Here is a 21,563-nt window from a genome sequence, read left to right as displayed (position 1 = left end):
GCAAGGGAGTGATCCCCATGCCTCACGGCGCACCACCATCCACCCACCGTGCCGCCCCGGCGGCTCACGCTGGAAGGTCACCACCATCACCCCGGAGTTCACCCCGGCCGGCAGGCGCGCCGCCCTCGACCGCGCGGCGCGCCTGCGTCAGCTCCCCGAAACCGACCGCGACGCAATCCGCCTCGCCCAAGACCCGCAATTCCACCGCTGGCTTCAGCAGATCACCGCAACCGGCGGATGCTCCCACCCCGTCCACCTCTCCGGCTTCACCACCACCCTGGACGGCACAACCGGCGAGATCCTCCACCACTACGACACCCGCACCGAACCCGGCGAACGCCTCCTCGTCCGCTGCCGCAACCGCCGCGCCACCATCTGCCCCGCCTGCTCCCGCCTCCACGCCGGAGACACCTACCACCTCGTCCGCGCGGGCCTCCTCGGCGGCAAGAACGTCCCCGCGACAGTCCGCCACCGGCCCCGGCTCTTCGTCACCCTGACCGCCCCATCCTTCGGCCCGTCCACCGGTTGGGGGATGTGTGCCGTCCCCGCCGCGACGGCGGAACCTGCGAGCACGGGCGGCCCCTCGGCTGCGGCGCCGTGCACGCCCCGGACGCTCCGGTCGTCGGCCAGCCGCTGTGTGCCGACTGCTACGACTACACCGGCCACGTGCTGTGGCACGCGCACGCTTCCAAGCTGTGGGACCGGTTCGTCATCGACGTCCGCCGGCGCCTGGCCTCCTCGGTCGGCCTCGTACAGTCCGAGTTCGCGCGGCGCGCCCGGCTGTCCTTCGCCCGCGTCGCCGAGTACCAGAAACGCGCGGCCGTCCACGTACATGCCGTCGTACGCCTCGACGGTCCGGGCGGGGCCGATGACGAACCCCCGGCCTGGGGCACTGCGGAACTGCTCATCAAGGCCGTGCACGCCTCCGCCCGGCGCGTCCTGGTCCACACTCCCTACTGCCTCGCCGTGGGCGAACTGGCACTGCGCTGGGGCGCCCAGGTCGACGCCCGGCCCCTGCGCACGAACGGCGACGGACCCGACGATGACGCCGTGGCTGTCTACGTCGCCAAGTACGTCACCAAGGGAGCCAGCGAGACAGGTGCTGGCACCGACCACCCCCTCACCGACCGGGAGGACATCGAGTCGACACCCGTCAGTGGACACGTCCGCACCCTCATGCGGACCTGCTGGCGCCTCGGCAGCCTCCCCGAATACGAGTCTCTCCGTCTCCGGGACTGGACTCACACCCTCGGCTATCGGGGCCACATCCTCACCAAATCCCGCGCCTACTCCACCACCTACGCAGCACTCCGAGCCGAACGCGCCCACCACATGGGCCACACCGACACCCCCGACACGATCACCGAACGGCACTGGCGCTACGTCGGCTCCGGCCACACCCCCGGCGCGGCACTCATCGCCGCCGGGATCGCCGAAGACCTTGGAGAGTCCCGGCGGCTCGGAACGGAGGCAAGTCAGGAAGGGGGGTGGAGCCGATAACCGCTCTTCCCGAACCTGAACCCCGGCGACCTGCGCGTTTCGCTCTGCCTCGCTGCTCGGATGGCAGAGCTATGAGCGTGATCGAAAGCGAGATTGTGATCGTGGACGACGACGGCACGGAGACACCATTTGATCCCGCCTCCTGGTTCCTGTGACGACGAGAAGCCGCCTCCCCTGTATCTCCAGGGAAGGCGGCTTCGCACGTGAGTTGGTTGTGCCGGGCCGTGTCAGAGTGCTTCCGCGAAGTCGTCCTCTCGGACCACGAGTCGTTCGCGTACGTCCTTCGGGATCAGCAGGCGAAGGTGAACCTTCGGGGCTCGGACTTTCGGCACCTTCGTCCGGGTGACCTCGCACCGGATGCCGACTCGGTACAGGTCTGCGGTCATGGCTTCCATGCCGCCTTCCTGCCAGTGCTCACGGAAGGTCTTACCGCCGTGGACGTTGACCCATCGGTCCTTCGCTGTCTCGGGGTCGATGGCTTCCAACTCGCCGATGAGTCTGTCCAGCGTCGTCTCTGCCTGCTCCTTCGTGAACCGGGTCTTCGTGTACCGGCCTCCCGGTTCGAGCTCCTTCATGTAGAGGGCGATGGACTCTTGGAGACGCTTGATCTCGCGCCGAACCTCGGCACCCTCGGCGTACTGGCGGACCTGGACCGGAAAGTCCCCCAGGACTTTGAGCGCGTCCTCCACAAGGCGTTCGTAGACCTGCTCTGGGTTGGGTGCGCCGAGTCCGCCACTCTTGCAGTTGCGGCACCGGAGGTAGTGGTAGGTCCCGAACTTGTTGTTCGTGATGTGGACGGTCATGTTCGTCTTGCAGTCGGCGCACAGGAGAACGCCGAGGAACTGAGTCGCTCCGCCGACACGGCGTGGCGGCTGGTTCTTCTTGCGCTTGTCAAGAGCGGCACCGAGAGTCTCGAACTCCTCGTCGGTGAAGATCGGGGGCGCAACCTTGATCGGCCTGCCGTCCTTGCCGAGGATCGGCTTCGAACGTCGTTGCCCTCCTTGTTTGTCCTCCTCTACCCGGTATCCGAGAAGGGCAGGGTTCCGCAGCCGGCGGTGGAGTGTTGCCACGGTGAGCCCCTGGCTCATGAGGCCGGACCGCTTCAGGCAGCGCACCATGAACCGGGCGGAGCGTCCTCGGAGGGCCATGCACCGAGCCCAGTGCAGTGCCTTGTGCGCTTCGGGGTCGATGACGAGAACGAGCTTCCCCGAGTCGTCCTCGTCGGTCACGTAGCCGTATGTCGGCTTGCCGATGATCCAGTCTTCTTGAGACTTCGCGTAGTCCCACAGGCTCGTGACCCGGGTGGAGGTGTTGGCCGCTTCGATCTCGGCGATGCCGCCGATGATCGTGACCATGATCTTCCCGGCCGTCGTCGTGAGATCAAGGCTGTCGTTCTTCGAGACGAGATTCTTCCCGCGCCTCAGGCTCCACTCGATCATCGTCGAGAGGTCGGAGAGACGGCGCACGAAGCGGTCGAGCTTCCAGAACAGGATCTCGTCGAACTCGGGGGAGCGGTTGTTCAGCCAGTCCCCAAGTTCCTTCCTCTTCCACGGCGGCACCTTGGTGGCCGACACGTTCAGGTCTGAGGCGACGCCGATGACTCGACAGCCCCGCTCCCTGGCAAGGATGCGGAGGTCAAGTTCCTGCCGTACCGGCGATGTCGTGTCATCCGTCAACACGGACAAGCGGACGGACAAGAGAGCCCGAGGAGCGTCCTCGGGTAACAGAGACTCGGCCCGCTTCAGCTCCTCTAACAGAGCTAGATCGGCCTCGGTCCACTCGGCTTCCACGTTGTACGTCGCTCGCTCTGCCGCGAGCCGTCGCTGTCCTCGTTTCCCCATGCTGACCAGCGTAGAGCTGGTTTTAGAAGTTTTTCCATACGTCCGGCGATGGACACCCAGATCCAGGTCGGCCCGACCGGCAAGAAGCTGCTGCCGCTGACGGTCAAGAACGCCGCGGCCGCCTCCGGAGGACACGCGCACTGAGGCGGGCGACGCTCCTGGAGGCGCCCTGGGCCGTCGGGTGCGGTCAACCGGAAGACGGGCCGTAGAGCGCGGCGATGTTCTGGGACGACGACCACCGGCTGTAGGTGGGGGACTGGGGCCAGCCCTCGGGTGAGTCCTGCCATTCCTCCTGGCGTCCGTACGGCAGCAGGTCGATCAGCGCGAAGCTGTGGCTGAGCTGTTCGGTCCCGCGGCCGTCGGTGTGCCACGTGCGGTAGACGGTGTCGTTGTCGCGCAGGAACACGTTGACCGCGAATCCACCGTCGGGCGGTGCGCCGACGTCCGATCCGAACGGGCTGTTCGCGGTCGAGTACCACGCCATCCGGTTGCCGACCCGCTGCCGGTAGGCGAGTGCCTCCTTGATCGGGCCCTGGGTGACGACGACGAATCGCGCGTCGTAGGCGTCCAGGAACTCCAGGCGGGTGTACTGCGAGGTGAAGCCCGTACACCCCGGGCACTGCCACTCCTTGCCGGTGAACCACATGTGGTTGTAGACGATCAGCTGCCTCCTGCCGTCGAAGACGTCCGCCAGCCGAACGGGCCCGTCCTCCCCTTCGAGGGTGTAGTCGGGCATCTCGACCATCGGCAGGCGGCGACGCTCGGCGGCGATGGCGTCCAGCTCGCGGGTCGCGGCCTTCTCCCGGGCGCGCAGTGCCTCAAGCCGCTGTTCCCAGGTCGTGGCGTCGACGACGGGTGGTAGCGCGTGGACGGTCATGGTCCCCTCACAGGTCTCGTGCACGGATTGGGCTTGTGCGGGGTCAGACTCCACGGGGCTCCGGAACTCATCGGTCGGCCGGGCACGCGGCGCAGGGCTCCGAACGCGGGCCGCGGCGGCGGTCCGTCAGGAGACGAGGACGCCGATGCCGTCCCCGAGGAGTTTCAGCCCGAGGACGAAGAACAGGACCGCCATCACGGCGACGTTGTGCCGGGCCGCCCAGTCCTTCCAGTCGCCGAGCGTGGCCTTGGCGCGCGCTCCCCCGAGCAGGAAGACCCCAAGGGGGGCCAGCAGACCGAGGGTGGCGATCACGACGAAGACCGCGAGCGACGCGATCTGCTGCCCGAGCGGCAGTCCGGCCGAGCCGATCGCGGCGCCCGCGGCGATGGTCAGCGGGGCGTTCTTGGCGTTGAGCGCGGCCAGGGCCAGTCCGAGTGCGAAGACCTTGACCGGGGTGAGGCGGTCGATGGCGCTCATCCACTTCGGCAGCCGGGCTTGGGAGGGATCCCTCGGCCGTCGATGCCACTGCAGGGCCCCGAAGACGACGAGGAACAGGCCGATGGCGAGCTTGAGGGCGCCCACCCAGGTGGCCGGGTGGTTGTGGGCGGAGGCCCGAGCAGGGGAGGCGACCGCCAGCATGACCGCGCCCAGTGCCGCCAGCCCGAGGATCCAGCCGACGGTGAAGAGAACTCCGTTCAGACGTCCCCGGGGCGTGGCGAGTACGAGGATGACGGCGATGATCGGGAGCGGGCTGACCGCGACGCCGGCCGCAAGCCCCAGCACGTCACCGAGAACCTTGCCCATGGTTGCCTCCAGGTGGGGGACCGGCGGACCCCTCAAGCCTGTGTCCCATGTTCCTGCGGTGCCGAGCGGGCCGCACCTCGCGACCCGGCCCACGCGCGTGAGTCCTCCGACCGGGCCTGGCGGCCGGGCCCGACGCCGGGGCGCCGGGCCGGGAGGGGGCCGGGCCCGGCGCGGGCGTTCCTACCAGATCACCGGCAGCTCCAGCGGGAATCGCCTGATCGTCTCCGTGTCCCAGCGCAGCTCCTCCGGGGGCACGGCGAGGCGCAGGCCGGGGAATCTCTCCACGAGGCGGCCGATGGCCACTTCCAGTTCCGCCATGGCCAACGGCATCGCGATGCAGCGGTGTCCGCCCCAGCCGAAGGTCATGTGCGGGGCGCTGGGGCGTTCGGGGTCGATGACATGGGGTGCCGCGTAGCGGTTCGCGTCACGGTTGGCCGTCAGGTACGACACGTGCACGAAGTCGCCGGCCTTGATCAGCGCGCCGTCCAGTTCCACGTCCGCGAGCGCCACGCGGGGGATCCCGACCCCCTTGCGGAACGGGATGCAGCGGAGCAGCTCGTGCAGGACGTCCGTCAGGGTCTCGGGCCGGCGGGTGAGGCCCTGCATCAGCTCGGGATGGGTCAGGAGCAGGTAGACGATGTCGCTGATCTGGCAGGTGGCCGTGTCCTGGCCGCTGAGCGCCAGCGTCAGCGCCATGACCGCGAGTTCCTTGTCGTCGAGGTGGTCCTCGTCCTCGCGTGCCTCGGCCATCGCGCTGATGAGGTCGGGGCCGGGCGCGTCGCGGCGCTGGTCGACGAGCTTGCCGAAGTAGGCGATCAGATCGGCCTTGGCGGTCGCGGCGGCCTCCTTGTTGCCCGCGCCGACGACCAGCAGCTGGTGCACGGACTCCCCGATCCGGGGCCATTCCTCCCGTTCGACACCGAGGAGGTCCAGGATGGCGTGCTGGGGGAGCGGGTCGGAGAGGTGCTTGACCACGTCGGCCGGGGGTCCCTCCTTCTCCATGCCGTCCAGGAGACGGTCGGTGAGCCAGCTGATCCGTTGCCGCATGGAGTCGACCCGCTGCTGTGTGAAGGCCTGCGAGGCCAGGTGACGGACGCGGCTGCTCTGCGGCGGGTCCATCACGTTGATCGATTCCGGCGAGACGATGGGCTCCGGTGTCATCCGGGGGTAGTCGTGGCCGATGATCCCCGCCCGGCTGAACCGGGCGTCGGTGGTCACCTGCTTGACGGAGTCGAAGCCGGTGATCAGCCAGGCATCGGTGTCGCCGTAGGGGAGCCGGATGCGTGCCGGGGAACGGCGGCTCATCAGGTCCGCGAGCTCGGGATCAAAGTCGAGCGCTTCGCTGAAGCGGAACGAACAGGTGGTTGTCTCGTTGTCTGCGGCCATCAGCAGGCTCTCCTCCAGGAATGGGTACCGCGAGAACAGGCTGGACCTGGACGGTGATCACGTCCGGCACGCGACGCCGGGACGCGGTGTGTCGGGAGCGTGTGCCCTGCTCTGTCTCGTCGGTCATGTCATCGGCCTCCTCGCAGGATGCAAGCACGAGAGTGCGCGTCGACAGCTGATCGGCACAGTTGTACCCGGCCAGGTGGGCTAATGCGGTAATGGTCCCGGTGCACTGCCCGGCCCCCGGCCCGCTGCCAGTGGATCCCGGCCGGGAGGAAGGGCCTGTCCTCGGGGGCGGCCTTGCGGGCGCGCAGGACGCGTTCGGCGGGCGGGCCCGCCGGTACGCGCGGCGGCGGATCGGGCCGCTCGATGGCCTGTGCCGCCGTGGCGGCCGTCCTGCGGGGTGACCGCCTCGCCGCGCAGGGGGCCGAGCGCCTCGTACAGCGGGGCGTGGGGGTCGTTCTCCTTCAGGAACACCTTGGCGCAGGAACACCTCGGCGCGTTCGGCGCCGCCCGAGGAGACCACGCCGGGCTGGACGAAGCTCACCCTGACGCCGAACCGGCCCGTCTGGACGGTGAGCGTCTCGGCGGGGGCCTGCAGCGCCCACCCGCCGGCGCCGCAGGGGTCTGTCAGCGGGAGCACCAGACGTCCCTGGATGCCGGAGACGACGACCAGGCGGCCCGCTCCCCGTTGCCGCATCGCCGGGAGCACGGCCTGTGTCACGCGCAGCGCGCCCAGGGTGCTGAGCGGGAAGAGCCGCTCGACCTCCGGGAGCGGGACGCTCTCCGGCGGTGCCCGGACGGTGGTGCCCGCGTTGCTGACCAGTACGTCGACCTCGCCGGCCTGGCGCACCGCCCGGTCGACGGTGTCCTGGCCGGTGACGTCCAGGCGCAGGCGCCGGTCGGAGTGCGGCGCGGCCGTGCCGGTCCCGGAGACCGTGCTGGAGAACGGACCCGGATGCGAACCGGCGGACTCCGACGACGACGCCGTCTCCGAGGCGCTCAACAGGCCGGGACGGCCCCTGGAACCGATCACGCCGCCGCCGCCGCTCGGCTGCGTGCCCCCGTGCCGGCGCCAATTCGCGGGCGCTCGGCGGCCCGGATGCCGTTCGGCCGGGGGAGTGACAGACTGGTTTTTCCGAGCCGGCGGGCCTGTGACGGAGTGTTACGCGGGCCTTGGGTCGCGGCGGCCATGCGGACGGCCGCCGGTCTCAACTCCCGCGCCGCGTCCCGCACTTCCGCCCCGCCGGCCCCTGCGACGACTTCCTCTCCGAGGACAGCCGGGGCGCCGGCCCCTGTACGCAGTGGAGGCGGTGGCCATGAGCGGTGACGGTGGCGAGCGCGGCGGCGCACGCGGGGAACTGGCCGGGCAGACGGTCGTGGTGGTGGGCGGCAGCGCGGGCATCGGCCTGGAGACCGCGCGGCAGGTACGGACGGCCGGCGGTGAACTGGTGCTCGTGGCGCGCAACGCCGAGCGTCTCCAGCGGGCCGCGGACGAACTGCACCCGCGGAGTACGGCCGTGTTCGACGCCTTCGACACCGCCCGCACGGAGCGCTTCTTCGAAGAGCTGCCCGGGCATGCCGACCACGTGCTGGTGACGGCGGGCAGCCCGGCGTACACGCCCTTCGGCGAACTTGATCTGACCGACGCCGGAAGGGACTTCGGCGGGCGGCTCGCCATGGTGCTCGCGGTGGCGCGGGCGAGCCGGGGGAAGGTCAGGGCCGGCGGGGCGCTGCTGTTCATCGGCGGCACCGGCGGCCGGCGGCCCGCGCCCGGGATGGCGGTGACCGGCGCGCTCACCGCGGCGCTGCCCGCGCTGATCGCCAACCTGGCGCTGGAGGTCGCCCCGGTCCGGGTCAACCTCATCGCGGCCGGCTTCGTGGACACACCGCTGTCGGCCTCCCTGCTGGGCGACCGAATCGACGCGCGGCGCGAGGAGTTGAGGAAGACGTTGCCCATCGGGCGGGTCGTCGGTCCGGCCGACGTCGCCGCCCTCGCGGTGCACCTCATGGTCAACGACGCCCTCACCGGCGCCACCTACGACATCGACGGCGGCCAGCAGCTCCTCGCGCACTGAGGCCCCTTGTGCGCGCCTTGTCGCGGGTCCGGCCGTCGCCGGTGCTCCCTCCGAGACGGGAAGTGCGAACCATGGACATGAAACTCGAGGTCGTCGTGGTACCGGTGTCCGACGTGGACCGGGCCAAGGACTTCTACACGGCGCTGGGCTGGCGGCTCGACGCGGACGTCGCCACCGACGGGGAGTTCCGGGTGGTGCAGGTGACCCCGCCGGGTTCCCCGGCGTCGGTCATCTTCGGTGAGTCGGTCACCGAGCAGGCGCCCGGCTCGGCCCGGGGACTGCACCTGATCGTCGACGACATCGACACCGCGCACGACGAGCTGGCACGGCACGGCGCCCACCCCAGCGAGGTGTTCCACGACGCCGGCGGTGTCTTCCACCACGCCGACGGCGACGCCCGGGTGTCCGGTCCCGCACCGCAGCACGACAGCTACGGCTCCTTCCTGTCGTTCAGCGACCCGGACGGCAACGGCTGGCTCCTCCAGGAGGTCACCGACCGGCTGCCGGGGCGGCTGGATCCCGCGGTCACCTCGTTCGCCTCGGCCGAGGACCTGGCGAGCGCCCTGCGGCGGGCCGAGGCCGCCCACGGCAAGCACGAGGCACGCACCGGCGCGGCGGACCCTGACTGGCCCGACTGGTACGCGCGGTACATGGCGAGCGAGCAGGCCGGGACCGAACCACCCACGTGAGCCGGGACGCCGCAAAGGATCCCGGGGACACGTCCCCGGGATCCGCGCGGGCGGGAGCCGGGACGCCGGGAGGCCCCGTGGTCACGCGCCGGGAGCGACGCCGGCGTACCCCCGGCCCGCCCCCTGTGGCCGCCGCGACGAGCCCCGGTACCGCCCGTCCGGCCCGCCCGGAGCCCCAGGAGACATCCCCAGGAGACCCCCTCAGGAGACACCATGAAGCCCGGCACCCTCTCCGCGCAGATCCTCGACCCCGCCAACCGAGCCGACCCCTACCCGCTCTACGCGGAGCTGCGCAGGACGCCGGTCATGCGGGATGACGACGGCACCTACCTGGTCAGCACGTACCACGAGGCTCGCAGCCTGGCCAACGACCCGCGGCTGAGCCAGGACGCGCGCAACCGCCCGCCCGGCTACGACCGGCCCGCGCAGCCGGAGGAGGAGACAGGGCTGCCGCCGAGCTTCATCTTCACCGACCCGCCCGAACACGACCGGCTGCGCGCCGTCTTCAACCGGCCGTTCGGGCCCCCGCACAGCCCCGGGTTCGTCGACAGCCTGCGCGGCGAGCTGGCCGCGGTGGTCAGCGGGCTGCTGGACCGCTTCGAGGGCAAGGACCAGGTCGACATCGTCGAGGACTTCGCCTACCCCCTGCCCGTCACCGCCATCTGCCGGGTCCTCGGCGTGCCCCGCGAGGACGAGCCGCGGTTCCACGGCTGGGCCGACGCCGTCGCCTCCGGCATCGACCCGCAGCGCGGCGGACTCGGCCAGGAGGAGATCCTGGCGGCGCGCCAGGAACTGAGGACCTACCTGGCCGAGCTGATCGAGACCAGACGCCGGCATCCCGGCCCGGGTCTGCTCAGCGCCCTCGCGCCGCAGACCGAGCCCGGCGGCAGCCTGACACCCGGAGATCTCGTGACCACCGCGGTACTGCTGCTGGTCGCGGGCCATGAGACCACCGTCAACCTGATCACCAACACCACACTCACCCTGCTGCGCCACCCCGACGTCCTGGAGAGGTTCAGGACCGAACCGGGCCTGGCCGTGCCGCTCATCGAGGAGATGCTGCGCTACGAACCGCCGGTCCAGTTCGTCCCGTTCAACGTCGCCCTGGCCGACATCGAGCTCGCCGGCACCATCATTCCCAAGGGCTCGCCGGTCTGGATCATGGTGGCCGCGGCCAACCGCGATCCAAGCCGCTTCGAGGACCCCGACCGCTTCGATCCGGACCGTGGGGACAACGAACACCTCGGCTTCTACACCGGCGTCCACTACTGCTTCGGCGCCCCGCTCGCCCGGGTCGAGGCACACCTCGCGCTGCCCGAACTGTTCCGGCGGGTCGGGAGCCTCCGGCTGCTCGAAGACCCGCCGCCGTACCGCGCCAACGCCGTGCTGCGCGGCCCCCGCCACCTCCCCGTGGCGACGGCGGGCCTCACGGCCTGAGCACGCCGGCGGCGCCCGGCCGCCGTCAGCGCGGCGCCGTCAGCGTGAAGTCGCGGCCTCGGCCGTGCGGACGGCGCGCAGGGCACGGTCGACGGTCTCCTGGTTCTCGCCCACCGGGGCCACGTAGTCGAGGACCCCGCGTGCCGCGTCCTCGCCGAGGGTCCGGGTGATCACCCAGGTGGCGAGATACTGGGACGCCAGGCAGCCGCCGGCCGTCGCGATGTTCCCCTCGGCGTGGAACGGCTTGTCCAGGACGGTGACCCCGGCCGCCTCGACGAAGGGCCGGCTCCGGCGGTCCGTGCAGACGGGCATGGCGTCCACCAGACCGAGCCGCGCGAGCACCAGCGCGCCCGAGCACTGCGCGCCGACCAGTTGCCGGGACGGGTCGAGCCGCAGCCGGGAGACCAGCCGGTCGTCGGCGACCACCTCCCGTGCCTTCACCCCGCTGCCGACCAGCACCACGTCGGCTTCGGTCACGAACTCCATCGGGCGCTGCCCGGTCACCTCGACGCCGTTCATGGACGTGACCACCGGCGTCGGTGTCGTGATGAAGGCCTCCAGGCCGTCCTCGCGGCACCGGTTGATCAGCGCGGCGGCGATGAAGCTGTCGAGTTCGTTGAATCCGTCGAAGGTGAGTACGGCTACCTGCATGGCGTCTCCTCGGAGCGCAACGGGGGCGAACGGGGGCGCGAACCTCGCAGCAGGCCCGGGACCGGGCCGTGGGCCGATCCGCGTCCGGTGGCCGTTCGCGGACACCCTACCGAGGCCGCCCGCTCCGGCGACCTGCTCGATGAGCCGCTGTGAGGTGTCCCACGGACTCTTGTCCCACGTGGACCCGGCTGCCTAAATTCGGTCATATGTCCAGTTCTGATGCCCCCCTTCCCGCCGGACCGGTCGACTTCACCGTCGATCTCACCGGGCACGAGATGACCCGGCGCGCCCACGTCATGGCCGCCCTCGGCGCCGACTGGGACCCCGTGGCGGCGCTGCGGGGCGAGGAGGAGGCGTACGACATGCTGTACTCCGGGCTCGACGAGGAGCAGCAGCGGCTGTACGACTCGCTCGTCGCCGCCGGGGTACTGCCCCGCCGCTGACCCCACTGCCGGCCCCGCGCCCCCGCCGGCGACGAAACCGTGACACGACCGCCATGGCAGGCGCACGGACCGGCCGCACAATCGGGATGACCGAAGGCCGGTGCGACACGGGGGAGCTGGCGGGCATGGAACTGGAACTCGGCTACGACCTGCTGGGCAGCAGGCTGCGCTCCATCGGGGACGTTCCTGTCACCTACGGCCGGTGGGGCGGCAGGCCGCACGCGCTCGGACCGCATCCGCTGGAGTACGACATGCTCGGCAGCCGGCTGCGGTGGATCGGCGACATCGAGATCGGGTACGGCCGCCTGGGCACCGTTCCGAGAACGTTCGGTACCTGGGACGTCGACTGCGCCGCCTGGTCCGGGATCCCGGGCAGCGTCGGGCCCTACGCGGTGCAGCACCCGAGGCTCAGCGGCCGGGCGAAGGCGGTCGGCCCGCTCGTCCTGTCGTACGACGCCCTCGGTACCCGCCCCCGTCGCGTCGCGCTCCCCAAGGACCTGTCCGCGCTCCCCGACGACCTCCTGCGTGTCCTCTTCCTGGTCCTGTACCTCCAGGCCGAACGCAACAAGAAGGCGTCCGCCGCCTCGTAGACGGCCGAAGGCCCGCCGGACGGATCCGGCGGGCCTTCGGGGTGACGGCGGCTCAGACGGCGGGCGAGTACTTCGGGTTGTCGCCGTACTGGTTCTGCTCCGGCTTGCCCTCGGAGGCGAGCCACACCAGCAGGATGATCCAGCCGACCAGCGGGATGATGCCGACCAGGACCGCCCAGCCGGAACGGCCGGTGTCGTGCAGCCGGCGGACCGCCACGCCCAGACCGGGCAGGAAGACCGCGAGGTCGTAGATGAGGCCGAGGGCGGCGAACCCGATGACCCGCCCGACGACCAGCAGCACGATGCTGATGATCGCGTTGAACAGGAAGAACATCCAGTATTCCTGCCGGCGCGCGCGGCCGCTGAACACCGCGTACTTCTTCAGTACGTCCAGGTACCAGTTCATTGCTCGTCCCCCAAGGATCCAAGAAAGGCTCAAGTTGTGGCTGGCGCCCAGCAAATCAAGCCGCGGTGGCCGGTTCCATCCAGATTGGCGTGTGCGGGTCAACCGTTACCGTGTCGCCGCCGTTCGGTGATCAAGGGCGGCCGATCGCATCCGCGCGGCACGCGACAGCGTCTGTATGGCTATGGCCATGAACACGCAGAAACAGCCGCAGCGGCGACCGCAACCGCAGACACCGCAGCCCGAGGGGTGCCTCGTCGTCGCGATCAGGATCCCCGTCCGTGTCTTCGTGTTCCTCGTGGTCCTGCCGGTACGGCTGCTCTGGGACGCCTTCGCCGCCGTCGCCCGGTTCCTGTGGCGCCACCTCGTCGTCGCCGTCGCGCGATTCCTCTGGCGGTACGTCCTCACCCCGGCCGGCCGCGCCGTCGCCTGGCTCCTGCACGTCCTCCTCGTCGTCCCGCTGACCTGGCTGTACCGCTACCTGCTCACCCCCCTCGGTCACGGCCTCGCCTGGCTCTACGCGCGCGTGCTCACCCCGGTCGGGCACGCGGTGCTCCGGCTCCTCGCACCCGTGGGCAAAGCCGTCGCCTGGATGACCGGGCAGCTCGCCACCGCCCTGTACTGGACCGCGCGGATCCTCCTCGTGCTGCCCGCCGTCGCCCTGTGGCGCTGGATCCTCACCCCGGTCGGCCACGTCCTCGGCATCGTCCTCAGGGAGATCCTGGACGCCCTCGGCCACGCCTGGCGGGCCGCCGGACACGTCGCACGGGCCCTCGGGCGGGTTCTCGGGACCCTCTTCCGGTGGATCCTCCTGGAGCCCGCGCGCCTGCTCTACCGGACCGTCCTCACCCCGGTCGGACACGTCGTGAGCGACCTCGTGCTGCACCCCGCCGCCCAGGTCGCACGGGCCGTCTCCCGCGCCGTCCGGCAGGCCCGCGCCGACCTGCGCCGCGCCCTGTTCGGCGAGCCGGCCCGCCCGCAGGCCGTGGACCGGCGGGAACCCGTCGGCCGCGACACACGTACTCTTGATGGATAGCAGGACACGGCAGCACGGCCCCCGCGGCACGGCTGCTCTCACCAGAACCACGAAGGACTGACGACACTGGGCAAGCGACAGCCCGAAGGCCCGCCGCCCGCACCGGCGGTGCAGCGCATCCGACTGCGCTACACCAAGCGCGGCCGCCTCCGGTTCACCAGCCACCGTGACTTCCAGCGCGCCTTCGAGCGTGCGCTGCGCCGCGCCGAGGTGCCCATGGCGTACTCGGCGGGGTTCACACCGCACCCCAAGGTGTCGTACGCCAATGCCGCACCCACCGGCACCGGCAGCGAGGCCGAGTACCTGGAGATCGCGCTCACCGCGCCCCGCGACCCGGAGCGCCTGCGGATCCTCCTCGACGAGTCCCTGCCTGCCGGGCTCGACATCGTCGACGCGGTCGAGGCCCGCACGTCCGGGCTGGCCGACCGGCTCACCGCCTCCGTGTGGGAGCTGCGGCTGGCCGGACTGGACCCGGAACGGGCCGCGCAGGCCGTCACCGCGTTCAACGCGGCCGACGCCGTCGAGGTCCAGCGCATGACCAAGAACGGCGTCCGGACCTTCGACGCCCGCCCCGCGGTCGTACAACTTGAAACGCACAATGAAACGGCTGATAGGCCGAGCGACCAGCCCTGTGCGATACTGCGGCTGGTTGTTCGGCACGTGACGCCTGCCGTACGACCCGACGACGTCCTGTCCGGTCTCCGCGCCGTGGCCGACCTGGCGCCGCCGGTCCCCGCAGCGGTGACCAGGCTGGCGCAGGGGCTGCTCGATGAAGAGACCGGCACGGTGACCGACCCGCTCGCGCCCGACCGCGAGGCAGTGGCGGCCCTCTCGAAGGCCGAACCCGCCGCCGCCGCGACGGCGCCGGCGTAAGGAAGGTCCCGCGAAGGACGGACGTCGTACGCGCAGCCCTTGTACTCGGGAGCCACCTGGGTCGGGCGGCGCACCGACCAGAAGACTTTCGCCAGGCCGTCCGCGACAAGGCGTACGGAACCGGCGAGACAGGACACAGAGAGCTCCTGTGCGGCGCCCGCGCCCCACACGGCGGCACCGCGCATCGCGCGAGCCGCGGACGTCACCGGCGGTCGCTCGAACCGATCGACGCCGGACCAGGCGCGGCGCCCGGGAGCCTGACGGGAGAACCGCCCGCATGCTCGAACCGACTGAGCCCATCGAGGGCTCCGAACCGAACACCCCCAGCGACACCCTGCCGCCGCGCAGGCGTCGCCGTGCCGCGTCCCGCCCGGCGGGACCGCCCGCCGCGACCGAGGCCGTGGCCGAGATCACCACGCCGGCCGTGCCGGCCGCCGAGTCGTTCCCCGCCGAGCCCGCGGAGGCCGACGAGGAGACGGCAGAGACCCTGGCAGCGGCCGAGGCCGTCGAGACCGCAGAGACCGCGGAGGACGTCGCGCCCGCTCCGCGTGGCCGCCGCCGGGCGACCCGCCGGGCGTCCGCGCCCGCCGGTGCCCCGACGGGAGCCGCGGCCGTCGAGACGGCCGAGACCGTCCTTCCCGCGACCGCGGCCGCCACCGAGTCCGCCGCGCCCGCGGCCGACGCCGTCGAGACCGCCGTGCAGAGCGACGAGGAGGCCGCGCCGCGCCGGACGCGCCGGCGTGCCACGCGTCGCGTCTCCACGCCCACCGAGGCGGCCGAGAAGGAAACGGCCGCCGAAGCCGTGGAGACAGTCGAGGCTTCCGCGGTTTCCGCGGCGCCTGAGGCCGCGGAGGCCCCCGCGGCCGCCGAGTCCGCCGAGTCCGCCGAGGAGACGGTGCCCGCTCCGCGTGGCCGCCGTCGGGCCTCCCGCCGGGCGTCCGCGCCCGCCGGTGCCCCGGTGACGGACGAGACCGCCACCGAGACCACCGGTACCACCGAGGCCGTCGCGGCCGCCGAGGCTGTCGAGGAGCCCGCGGCCGCCGCCGAGACCACCGGGACCGGCGGGGGCACCCCCGCCCCCGAGGCCGAGCCCACCACGCCGGCGCCCCGCACCCGGCGCCGCGCCACCCGCCGGGTCGCCGCGCCCGCCGGTGCGCCCGAGACCGCCGCCGAGACCCCCGCCGCGGCGCAGCCGCAGGCCGTCGAGGCCCCGGCCGTCACCTCCACCACCGAGACCCCCGCCGTCGAGGAGCCGGAGACCGAGTCCCCGCGGCGCCGGCGCCGGGTCGTACGCCAGGCCGCCATCGGGTTCTCCGAGCCCGCCGCCGCCACGGCCGCCGAGGACGACGCGCAGCGCCGTCCGGCCCGGCCCGCCGTGGCCGTGTTCCAGGCGCCCGTGTTCACCGAGCCGAAGTTCCAGACCCCGGAGCGGGCCGCCGCCGAAGCGGCCGCCGTGGCCGCGGTCGCGGAGGAGCCCGAGGAATCCGAGGAATCCGAGGAGAGCGCCCCGTACCGGCCGGAGCCGGCCGAGCAGGCCGAGCAGGCCGAGCAGGCCGAGACCGGTTCGCGCCGCCGGCGCCGGCGCCGGGGTGCCGCAGAGGAGACCCCGGCCGCCCGGCCCGCCGCCGAGGACGAGACCGAGGAGCCGGAGGAGTCCGCCGAGGAGGCCGAGGACGCCGCCGACGGCGAGGACGAGGCCGAGGAGGCCGGATCCCGCCGCCGTCGCCGCCGCGGAGGCCGCCGCCGCCGTCGTGGCGACGCCGGTGACGGTGAGGGCGGCGACGCCGACGGCGACGAACTCGCCGCCGAGCAGGCCGACGAGGACGCCACGGACACCGCCGACCAGGAGGAAGAGGACGACGAGGAGGCCCACGACGAGGCCGGCGGCTCCTCCTCCAGCAGCCGTCGCCGCCGTCGCCGCCGGCGTCGCGCCGGGGACAGCTCCGGCGACGCCGAGCCCGGCGAGAACGACCCGGAGCGCACGGTCGTCAAGGTCCGCGAGCCCCGCAAGCCGTCCGAGCCGTCCGACGAGGTGCAGTCCATCAAGGGCTCCACGCGTCTGGAGGCCAAGAAGCAGCGCCGCCGCGAAGGCCGCGAGCAGGGCCGCCGACGCGTCCCGATCATCACCGAGGCCGAGTTCCTGGCCCGCCGCGAGGCCGTCGAGCGCGTGATGGTCGTACGCCAGCACGGCGACCGCACCCAGATCGGCGTCCTGGAGGACGGCGTGCTCGTCGAGCACTACGTCAACAAGGAGCAGGCCACCTCGTACGTCGGCAACGTCTACCTGGGCAAGGTCCAGAACGTGCTGCCCTCGATGGAGGCCGCCTTCATCGACATCGGCAAGGGCCGCAACGCCGTCCTGTACGCCGGCGAGGTCAACTTCGAGGCCCTGGGCATGGCCAACGGGCCGCGCCGCATCGAGGCCGCCCTCAAGTCCGGCCAGTCGGTCCTCGTCCAGGTGACGAAGGACCCGATCGGTCACAAGGGCGCCCGCCTGACCAGCCAGGTCTCCCTGCCGGGCCGCTACCTCGTGTACGTGCCCGAGGGCTCGATGACCGGCATCAGCCGCAAGCTGCCCGACACCGAGCGGGCCCGGCTGAAGACCATCCTCAAGAAGATCGTCCCCGAGGACGCGGGCGTCATCGTGCGCACCGCCGCCGAGGGCGCGAGCGAGGACGAGCTGCGCCGTGACGTCGAACGGCTCCAGTCGCAGTGGGAGGAGATCCAGAAGAAGTCGAAGAACGGCAACGCCCCGGCGCTGCTGTACGGCGAGCCCGACATGACCGTCCGGGTCGTCCGCGACATCTTCAACGAGGACTTCTCGAAGGTCGTCGTCAGCGGCGACGACGCCTGGGAGACCGTCCACGGCTACGTCGCGCACGTCGCCCCCGACCTCGCCGGCCGGCTGTCCAGGTGGACCTCCGAGGTCGACGTCTTCGCCACCTACCGGATCGACGAGCAGCTCGCCAAGGCCCTGGACCGCAAGGTCTGGCTGCCCAGCGGCGGTTCGCTCGTCATCGACCGGACCGAGGCGATGGTCGTCGTCGACGTCAACACCGGCAAGTTCACCGGCCAGGGCGGCAACCTCGAGGAGACGGTCACCAGGAACAACCTGGAGGCGGCCGAGGAGATCGTCCGCCAGCTGCGGCTGCGCGACCTCGGCGGCATCATCGTCATCGACTTCATCGACATGGTCCTGGAGTCCAACCGGGACCTGGTGCTGCGCCGCCTGCTCGAATGCCTCGGGCGCGACCGTACGAAGCACCAGGTGGCCGAGGTGACCTCGCTGGGGCTCGTCCAGATGACCCGCAAGCGCGTCGGACAGGGCCTGCTGGAGTCCTTCTCCGAGACCTGCGTGCACTGCAACGGCCGTGGCGTCATCGTCCACATGGAGCAGCCGAGCTCCGGTGGCGGTGGCGGCGGCAAGCGCAAGAAGCGCGGCCGTGGCGGCGACGGGCACGAGCACGACCTGCACGAGACCCACACGGCCGTGGCCGACGGGGCCGTCGAGCACGCCGAGGCCGTCCAGGCGGTCGAGACGGCGGCGGAGGTCGCGGCCGAGGCCGCCGTCCCCGTCGCGCTGCCCGCCCCCGACTTCGCACCGGACGAGGAGCTCTACAGCAGCGTCGCCGAGGCGGAGGCCGCGGCCGGCCGCGGCCGTAGCCGCCGCCGGGCGAGCCGCCGGGCCTCCGCTCCGGCCGGGGCGCCCAGGGAACGCGCGGGCCGCAACCGGGGCACGGAGTCCGAGACGCCGGCCGCCCAGGCCGAGCCCGAGGTGCTGCCGGAGCCCGCCGCCGAGGCGCACGCCGAACCGGTCGCCGTGGAGGATCCGGTAGTCCAGGCCCCCGAGGCGCCGGAGCCCCCGGCCGCCGAGGAGACCGCCCCCCAGGGCCGTACCCGTCGCCGGGCCACCCGGAAGGTGTCGGCGCCCGCCGGCTCCCCGGCAGGGTCCGAGCAGGCCGTGGTGACCGTCGTCGCCGAGACCGCTGCGGCGGCCGAAGCGGTGGCCGAACCGGCGGTGGAGACGGCCGCGGAGCCCGAGGCGGCCGCGCCCGCCGAGAGCGCCGCACCGGCCCGCCCGCGCCGCCGCGCGGTGCGCAAGGCCACCGCGCCGACCGCGTCGGAGGAGACGGCCGTCGTGGTCGTACCGTCGGCGGAGGCCCCCGAGCAGTCGGAGGCACCGGTCGCCCCGGAGGCCGCCGAGGCCGCCGAGGTCGCGGCCGAGGGCGTCGAGGAGGCCGCTCCGGCCAAGAAGACGGCCCGTAAGACGGCTGCCAAGAAGACCGCCGCGAAGAAGACGGCGGCGAAGAAGACGGCCGCCAAGAAGACCGCGGCCAAGAAGACGACGGCCAAGACGACGGCCAAGACGACGGCGAAGAAGGCGGCCAAGACCGCCAAGACCGCCGCCGCCAAGTCGACGGCGAAGAAGACCACCACGGTCGCCGCCTCCGACGAGGCCTGACACCCGGGTACGGGACCGGTCCTGGTGACCGGTCCCGTCCTTCGTGGGGCCGGCTCCGAGTGACCGGCCCCACACCTCTCGGGGCCCGGTTTGACCCCCTCGGCCACCGCCCCGTACTCTTGACCGTCGGCGTGTCCATGGATATGAGGACGTGCCACATCCCCGTAAACCTCTTCCTCCGGAGCACACGGTGTTCCGGAGAGGCCGCCCGCGTGCCGGACGGCTGGACTGCGGGGGTGCCGTTCCCGAGCGAGAGAGTGAGATCCGCGTGTACGCCATCGTGCGCAGCGGTGGTCGCCAGCACAAGGTTGCTGTCGGCGACATCGTTGAGGTTGACAAGATTTCCACCGCCAAGGTTGGCGACACGGTCGAGCTCTCGACCCTGCTCGTTGTCGACGGCGACGCTGTGACCAGCGACCCGTGGGTCCTGGCCGGCATCAAGGTCCAGGCCGAGGTCGTGGACCACCACAAGGGCGTCAAGATCGACATCCTTCGCTACAAGAACAAGACCGGTTACCGCCGTCGTCAGGGCCACCGCCAGCAGTACACGGCGATCAAGGTCACTGAGATCCCCGCGGCTGCGAAGTAAGGGACTGAGGAGAGATGGCACACAAGAAGGGCGCATCGTCCACCCGTAACGGTCGTGACTCCAACGCTCAGCGCCTCGGCGTGAAGCGCTTCGGCGGTCAGGTCGTCAACGCGGGCGAGATCCTGGTCCGTCAGCGCGGCACCCACTTCCACCCCGGCGCGGGCGTCGGCCGTGGCGGCGACGACACGCTGTTCGCGCTGCAGCCCGGCGCGGTGGAGTTCGGTACCCACCGCGGCCGCAAGGTCGTGAACATCGTTCCGGTCGCCTGAGTCCCGGTCTTCTGACCTGACGGCTCCCAGTCCTGCGACTGGACGGCTCAGACCCAACGTATCGCGAGGCGGACCTCACTTCCCGATCGGGAAGGCGGGTCCGCCTTTCGCGTGTTGACATAGGTATCACCCCGTAAGTAACTGGAGGCACACCACCATGACCACCTTCGTGGACCGCGTCGAGCTGCACGTCGCCGCGGGTAACGGAGGCCACGGCTGTGCCTCCGTACACCGGGAGAAGTTCAAGCCGCTCGGCGGCCCCGACGGCGGCAACGGCGGCCGCGGCGGCGACGTCATCCTGACGGTCGACCAGTCCGTGACGACCCTCCTGGACTACCACCACTCCCCGCACCGCAAGGCCACCAACGGCAAGCCCGGCGAGGGCGGCAACCGGGCCGGCAAGGACGGACAGGACCTCGTCCTGCCGGTGCCCGACGGCACCGTGGTGCTGGACCGGGCCGGCAACGTCGTCGCCGACCTCGTCGGCCACGGCACCTCGTACGTCGCCGCCCAGGGCGGCCGCGGCGGCCTCGGCAACGCGGCCCTCGCCAGCGCCCGCCGAAAGGCCCCCGGCTTCGCCCTGCTCGGCGAGCCCGGTGACCTCCAGGACGTCGTCCTGGAGCTGAAGACCGTCGCCGACGTGGCCCTGGTCGGCTACCCCAGCGCCGGCAAGTCCTCGCTGATCTCGGTGCTGTCGGCCGCCAAGCCGAAGATCGCCGACTACCCGTTCACCACACTGGTCCCCAACCTCGGTGTGGTGACGGCCGGTTCGACCGTCTACACCATCGCCGACGTCCCCGGACTCATCCCCGGCGCCAGCCAGGGCAGGGGCCTCGGCCTGGAGTTCCTGCGTCACGTCGAGCGATGCAGCGTCCTCGTCCACGTCCTGGACACCGCCACCCTGGAGTCCGAACGTGACCCCGTCTCCGACCTCGACGTCATCGAGGAGGAGCTCAAGCAGTACGGCGGCCTCGACAACCGGCCCCGGATCGTCGTCCTCAACAAGACCGACGTCCCCGACGGCAAGGACCTCGCCGACATGGTCCGCCCCGACCTGGAGGCCCGCGGCTACCGCGTCTTCGAAGTCTCCGCGGTCGCCCATCTCGGCCTGCGCGAGCTGTCCTTCGCGCTCGGTGACCTGGTCGCCCAGGCCCGTGCCGCCAAGCCCAAGGAGGAGGCGACCCGGATCGTCATCCGGCCCAAGGCCGTGGACGACGCCGGCTTCACCGTCACCCAGGAGGAGGACGGTCTCTTCCGGGTACGCGGCGAGAAGCCCGAACGCTGGGTGAGGCAGACCGACTTCAACAACGACGAGGCCGTCGGCTACCTCGCCGACCGCCTCAACCGCCTCGGTGTGGAGCAGGAGCTGATGAAGGCGGGCGCCCGCAGCGGCGACGGCGTCGCCATCGGTCCCGAGGACAACGCCGTCGTCTTCGACTGGGAGCCGACCATGATGTCCGGCGCCGAGATGCTCGGCCGCCGCGGCGAGGACCACCGCTTCGAGGAGCAGCGCCCCGCCGTGCAGCGCCGCCGCGACCGCCAGGCGGAGCGCGACGAGTCGCTGCGCGAGTACGACGACTTCGACCCGTTCGAGGAGTGACGGGAAGCGGGCGGGGAGGCGCCGGGCGGCCGCGG

18 protein-coding genes and 1 pseudogene are annotated in these 21,563 nt (G+C 71.8%); 12 read left to right on the top strand and 7 right to left on the bottom strand.

Going from position 1 to position 21,563, the window contains the following annotated elements:
• The first annotated feature begins 37 nt into the window (after window positions 1–37).
• Window positions 38–1,500 (top strand): annotated as a pseudogene (locus tag ACZ4O3_RS29080) (replication initiator).
• Between the two features lie 227 nt (window positions 1,501–1,727).
• On the opposite strand, the gene ACZ4O3_RS29075 reads toward ACZ4O3_RS29080, so the two are convergent.
• The 5 genes from ACZ4O3_RS29075 to ACZ4O3_RS29055 form a co-directional block, all read right to left on the bottom strand.
• Window positions 1,728–3,290 (bottom strand): recombinase family protein, encoded by a 1,563-nt coding sequence (locus ACZ4O3_RS29075; protein WP_467725133.1) that lies wholly within the window; start codon window positions 3,288–3,290, stop codon window positions 1,728–1,730.
• Between the two features lie 238 nt (window positions 3,291–3,528).
• Window positions 3,529–4,218 carry a DUF899 domain-containing protein gene (locus tag ACZ4O3_RS29070; protein ID WP_384999984.1) on the bottom strand — a complete coding sequence of 230 codons (690 nt, stop codon included), beginning with the start codon at window positions 4,216–4,218 and terminating at the stop codon, window positions 3,529–3,531.
• Between the two features lie 126 nt (window positions 4,219–4,344).
• Window positions 4,345–5,022 carry a GAP family protein gene (locus ACZ4O3_RS29065; protein ID WP_467725020.1) on the bottom strand — a complete coding sequence of 226 codons (678 nt, stop codon included), beginning with the start codon at window positions 5,020–5,022 and terminating at the stop codon, window positions 4,345–4,347.
• Between the two features lie 180 nt (window positions 5,023–5,202).
• A complete protein-coding gene (locus ACZ4O3_RS29060) occupies window positions 5,203–6,408 on the bottom strand; it encodes a cytochrome P450 (protein ID WP_362714565.1) in 1,206 nt (401 codons plus the stop codon).
• Entirely contained in the window at window positions 6,347–7,261 is a 915-nt protein-coding gene (locus ACZ4O3_RS29055) for an SDR family NAD(P)-dependent oxidoreductase (RefSeq protein ID WP_467725131.1), read from the bottom strand. Before ACZ4O3_RS29055 ends, ACZ4O3_RS29060 begins: the two co-directional genes overlap by 62 nt.
• 466 nt (window positions 7,262–7,727) lie before the next feature.
• Between ACZ4O3_RS29055 and ACZ4O3_RS29050 the strand changes: the two genes are divergently transcribed.
• The 3 genes from ACZ4O3_RS29050 to ACZ4O3_RS29040 all read left to right on the top strand — a co-directional run bounded on the left by ACZ4O3_RS29050 (window position 7,728) and on the right by ACZ4O3_RS29040 (window position 10,612).
• Window positions 7,728–8,486, top strand: a complete 759-nt coding sequence (locus ACZ4O3_RS29050) for an SDR family oxidoreductase (RefSeq protein WP_467725019.1) — start codon at window positions 7,728–7,730, stop codon at window positions 8,484–8,486.
• A 71-nt stretch (window positions 8,487–8,557) separates the two neighbouring features.
• Window positions 8,558–9,175, top strand: coding sequence for a VOC family protein (locus ACZ4O3_RS29045; RefSeq protein WP_467725017.1), 618 nt, complete (start codon window positions 8,558–8,560; stop codon window positions 9,173–9,175).
• A gap of 213 nt (window positions 9,176–9,388) precedes the next feature.
• Window positions 9,389–10,612 carry a cytochrome P450 gene (locus tag ACZ4O3_RS29040; RefSeq protein WP_362732697.1) on the top strand — a complete coding sequence of 408 codons (1,224 nt, stop codon included), beginning with the start codon at window positions 9,389–9,391 and terminating at the stop codon, window positions 10,610–10,612.
• Between the two features lie 39 nt (window positions 10,613–10,651).
• Here the strand turns inward: ACZ4O3_RS29040 and ACZ4O3_RS29035 are convergent, their stop codons facing one another.
• The gene (locus tag ACZ4O3_RS29035) at window positions 10,652–11,263 is read right to left on the bottom strand and encodes a DJ-1/PfpI family protein (RefSeq protein ID WP_467725016.1); all 612 of its coding nucleotides are present in this window, start codon (window positions 11,261–11,263) and stop codon (window positions 10,652–10,654) included.
• 206 nt (window positions 11,264–11,469) lie between these two features.
• Between ACZ4O3_RS29035 and ACZ4O3_RS29030 the strand changes: the two genes are divergently transcribed.
• Together ACZ4O3_RS29030 and ACZ4O3_RS29025 are read left to right on the top strand one after the other, a co-directional pair.
• Window positions 11,470–11,706, top strand: coding sequence for a DUF6400 family protein (locus ACZ4O3_RS29030; RefSeq protein WP_362728269.1), 237 nt, complete (start codon window positions 11,470–11,472; stop codon window positions 11,704–11,706).
• A gap of 86 nt (window positions 11,707–11,792) precedes the next feature.
• Window positions 11,793–12,296: a hypothetical protein gene (locus ACZ4O3_RS29025; RefSeq protein ID WP_467725014.1), complete on the top strand. Its 504-nt coding sequence runs from the start codon at window positions 11,793–11,795 to the stop codon at window positions 12,294–12,296.
• A gap of 52 nt (window positions 12,297–12,348) precedes the next feature.
• Here ACZ4O3_RS29025 and ACZ4O3_RS29020 read toward each other — a convergent pair whose 3' ends face one another.
• Window positions 12,349–12,702, bottom strand: a complete 354-nt coding sequence (locus tag ACZ4O3_RS29020) for a DUF805 domain-containing protein (protein WP_362728273.1) — start codon at window positions 12,700–12,702, stop codon at window positions 12,349–12,351.
• Window positions 12,703–12,889: 187 nt separating this feature from the next.
• Here ACZ4O3_RS29020 and ACZ4O3_RS29015 point away from each other — a divergent pair, with 187 nt between their 5' ends.
• From ACZ4O3_RS29015 to obgE, 6 genes are all read left to right on the top strand, one after another.
• Window positions 12,890–13,735, top strand: coding sequence for a hypothetical protein (locus ACZ4O3_RS29015; RefSeq protein WP_467725012.1), 846 nt, complete (start codon window positions 12,890–12,892; stop codon window positions 13,733–13,735).
• A gap of 108 nt (window positions 13,736–13,843) precedes the next feature.
• Window positions 13,844–14,608: a TIGR03936 family radical SAM-associated protein gene (locus tag ACZ4O3_RS29010; RefSeq protein ID WP_362728277.1), complete on the top strand. Its 765-nt coding sequence runs from the start codon at window positions 13,844–13,846 to the stop codon at window positions 14,606–14,608.
• A gap of 277 nt (window positions 14,609–14,885) precedes the next feature.
• On the top strand, window positions 14,886–19,070 hold the full coding sequence (locus tag ACZ4O3_RS29005) for an Rne/Rng family ribonuclease (protein WP_467725010.1): 4,185 nt from the start codon (window positions 14,886–14,888) through the stop codon (window positions 19,068–19,070).
• A 268-nt stretch (window positions 19,071–19,338) separates the two neighbouring features.
• Window positions 19,339–19,659, top strand: a complete 321-nt coding sequence (gene rplU / locus ACZ4O3_RS29000) for a 50S ribosomal protein L21 (protein WP_007381993.1) — start codon at window positions 19,339–19,341, stop codon at window positions 19,657–19,659.
• 14 nt (window positions 19,660–19,673) lie between these two features.
• On the top strand, window positions 19,674–19,928 hold the full coding sequence (gene rpmA, locus ACZ4O3_RS28995) for a 50S ribosomal protein L27 (protein ID WP_020940020.1): 255 nt from the start codon (window positions 19,674–19,676) through the stop codon (window positions 19,926–19,928).
• A gap of 157 nt (window positions 19,929–20,085) precedes the next feature.
• Entirely contained in the window at window positions 20,086–21,528 is a 1,443-nt protein-coding gene (gene obgE / locus ACZ4O3_RS28990) for a GTPase ObgE (RefSeq protein ID WP_362728491.1), read from the top strand.
• Window positions 21,529–21,563 lie beyond the last annotated feature (35 nt).

The sequence above is a fragment of the Streptomyces sp. NPDC026515 genome (assembly GCF_055567595.1).
Note: the sequence above shows the minus strand (reverse complement) of the source record. Positions and strands in the feature narration are given on the sequence as shown.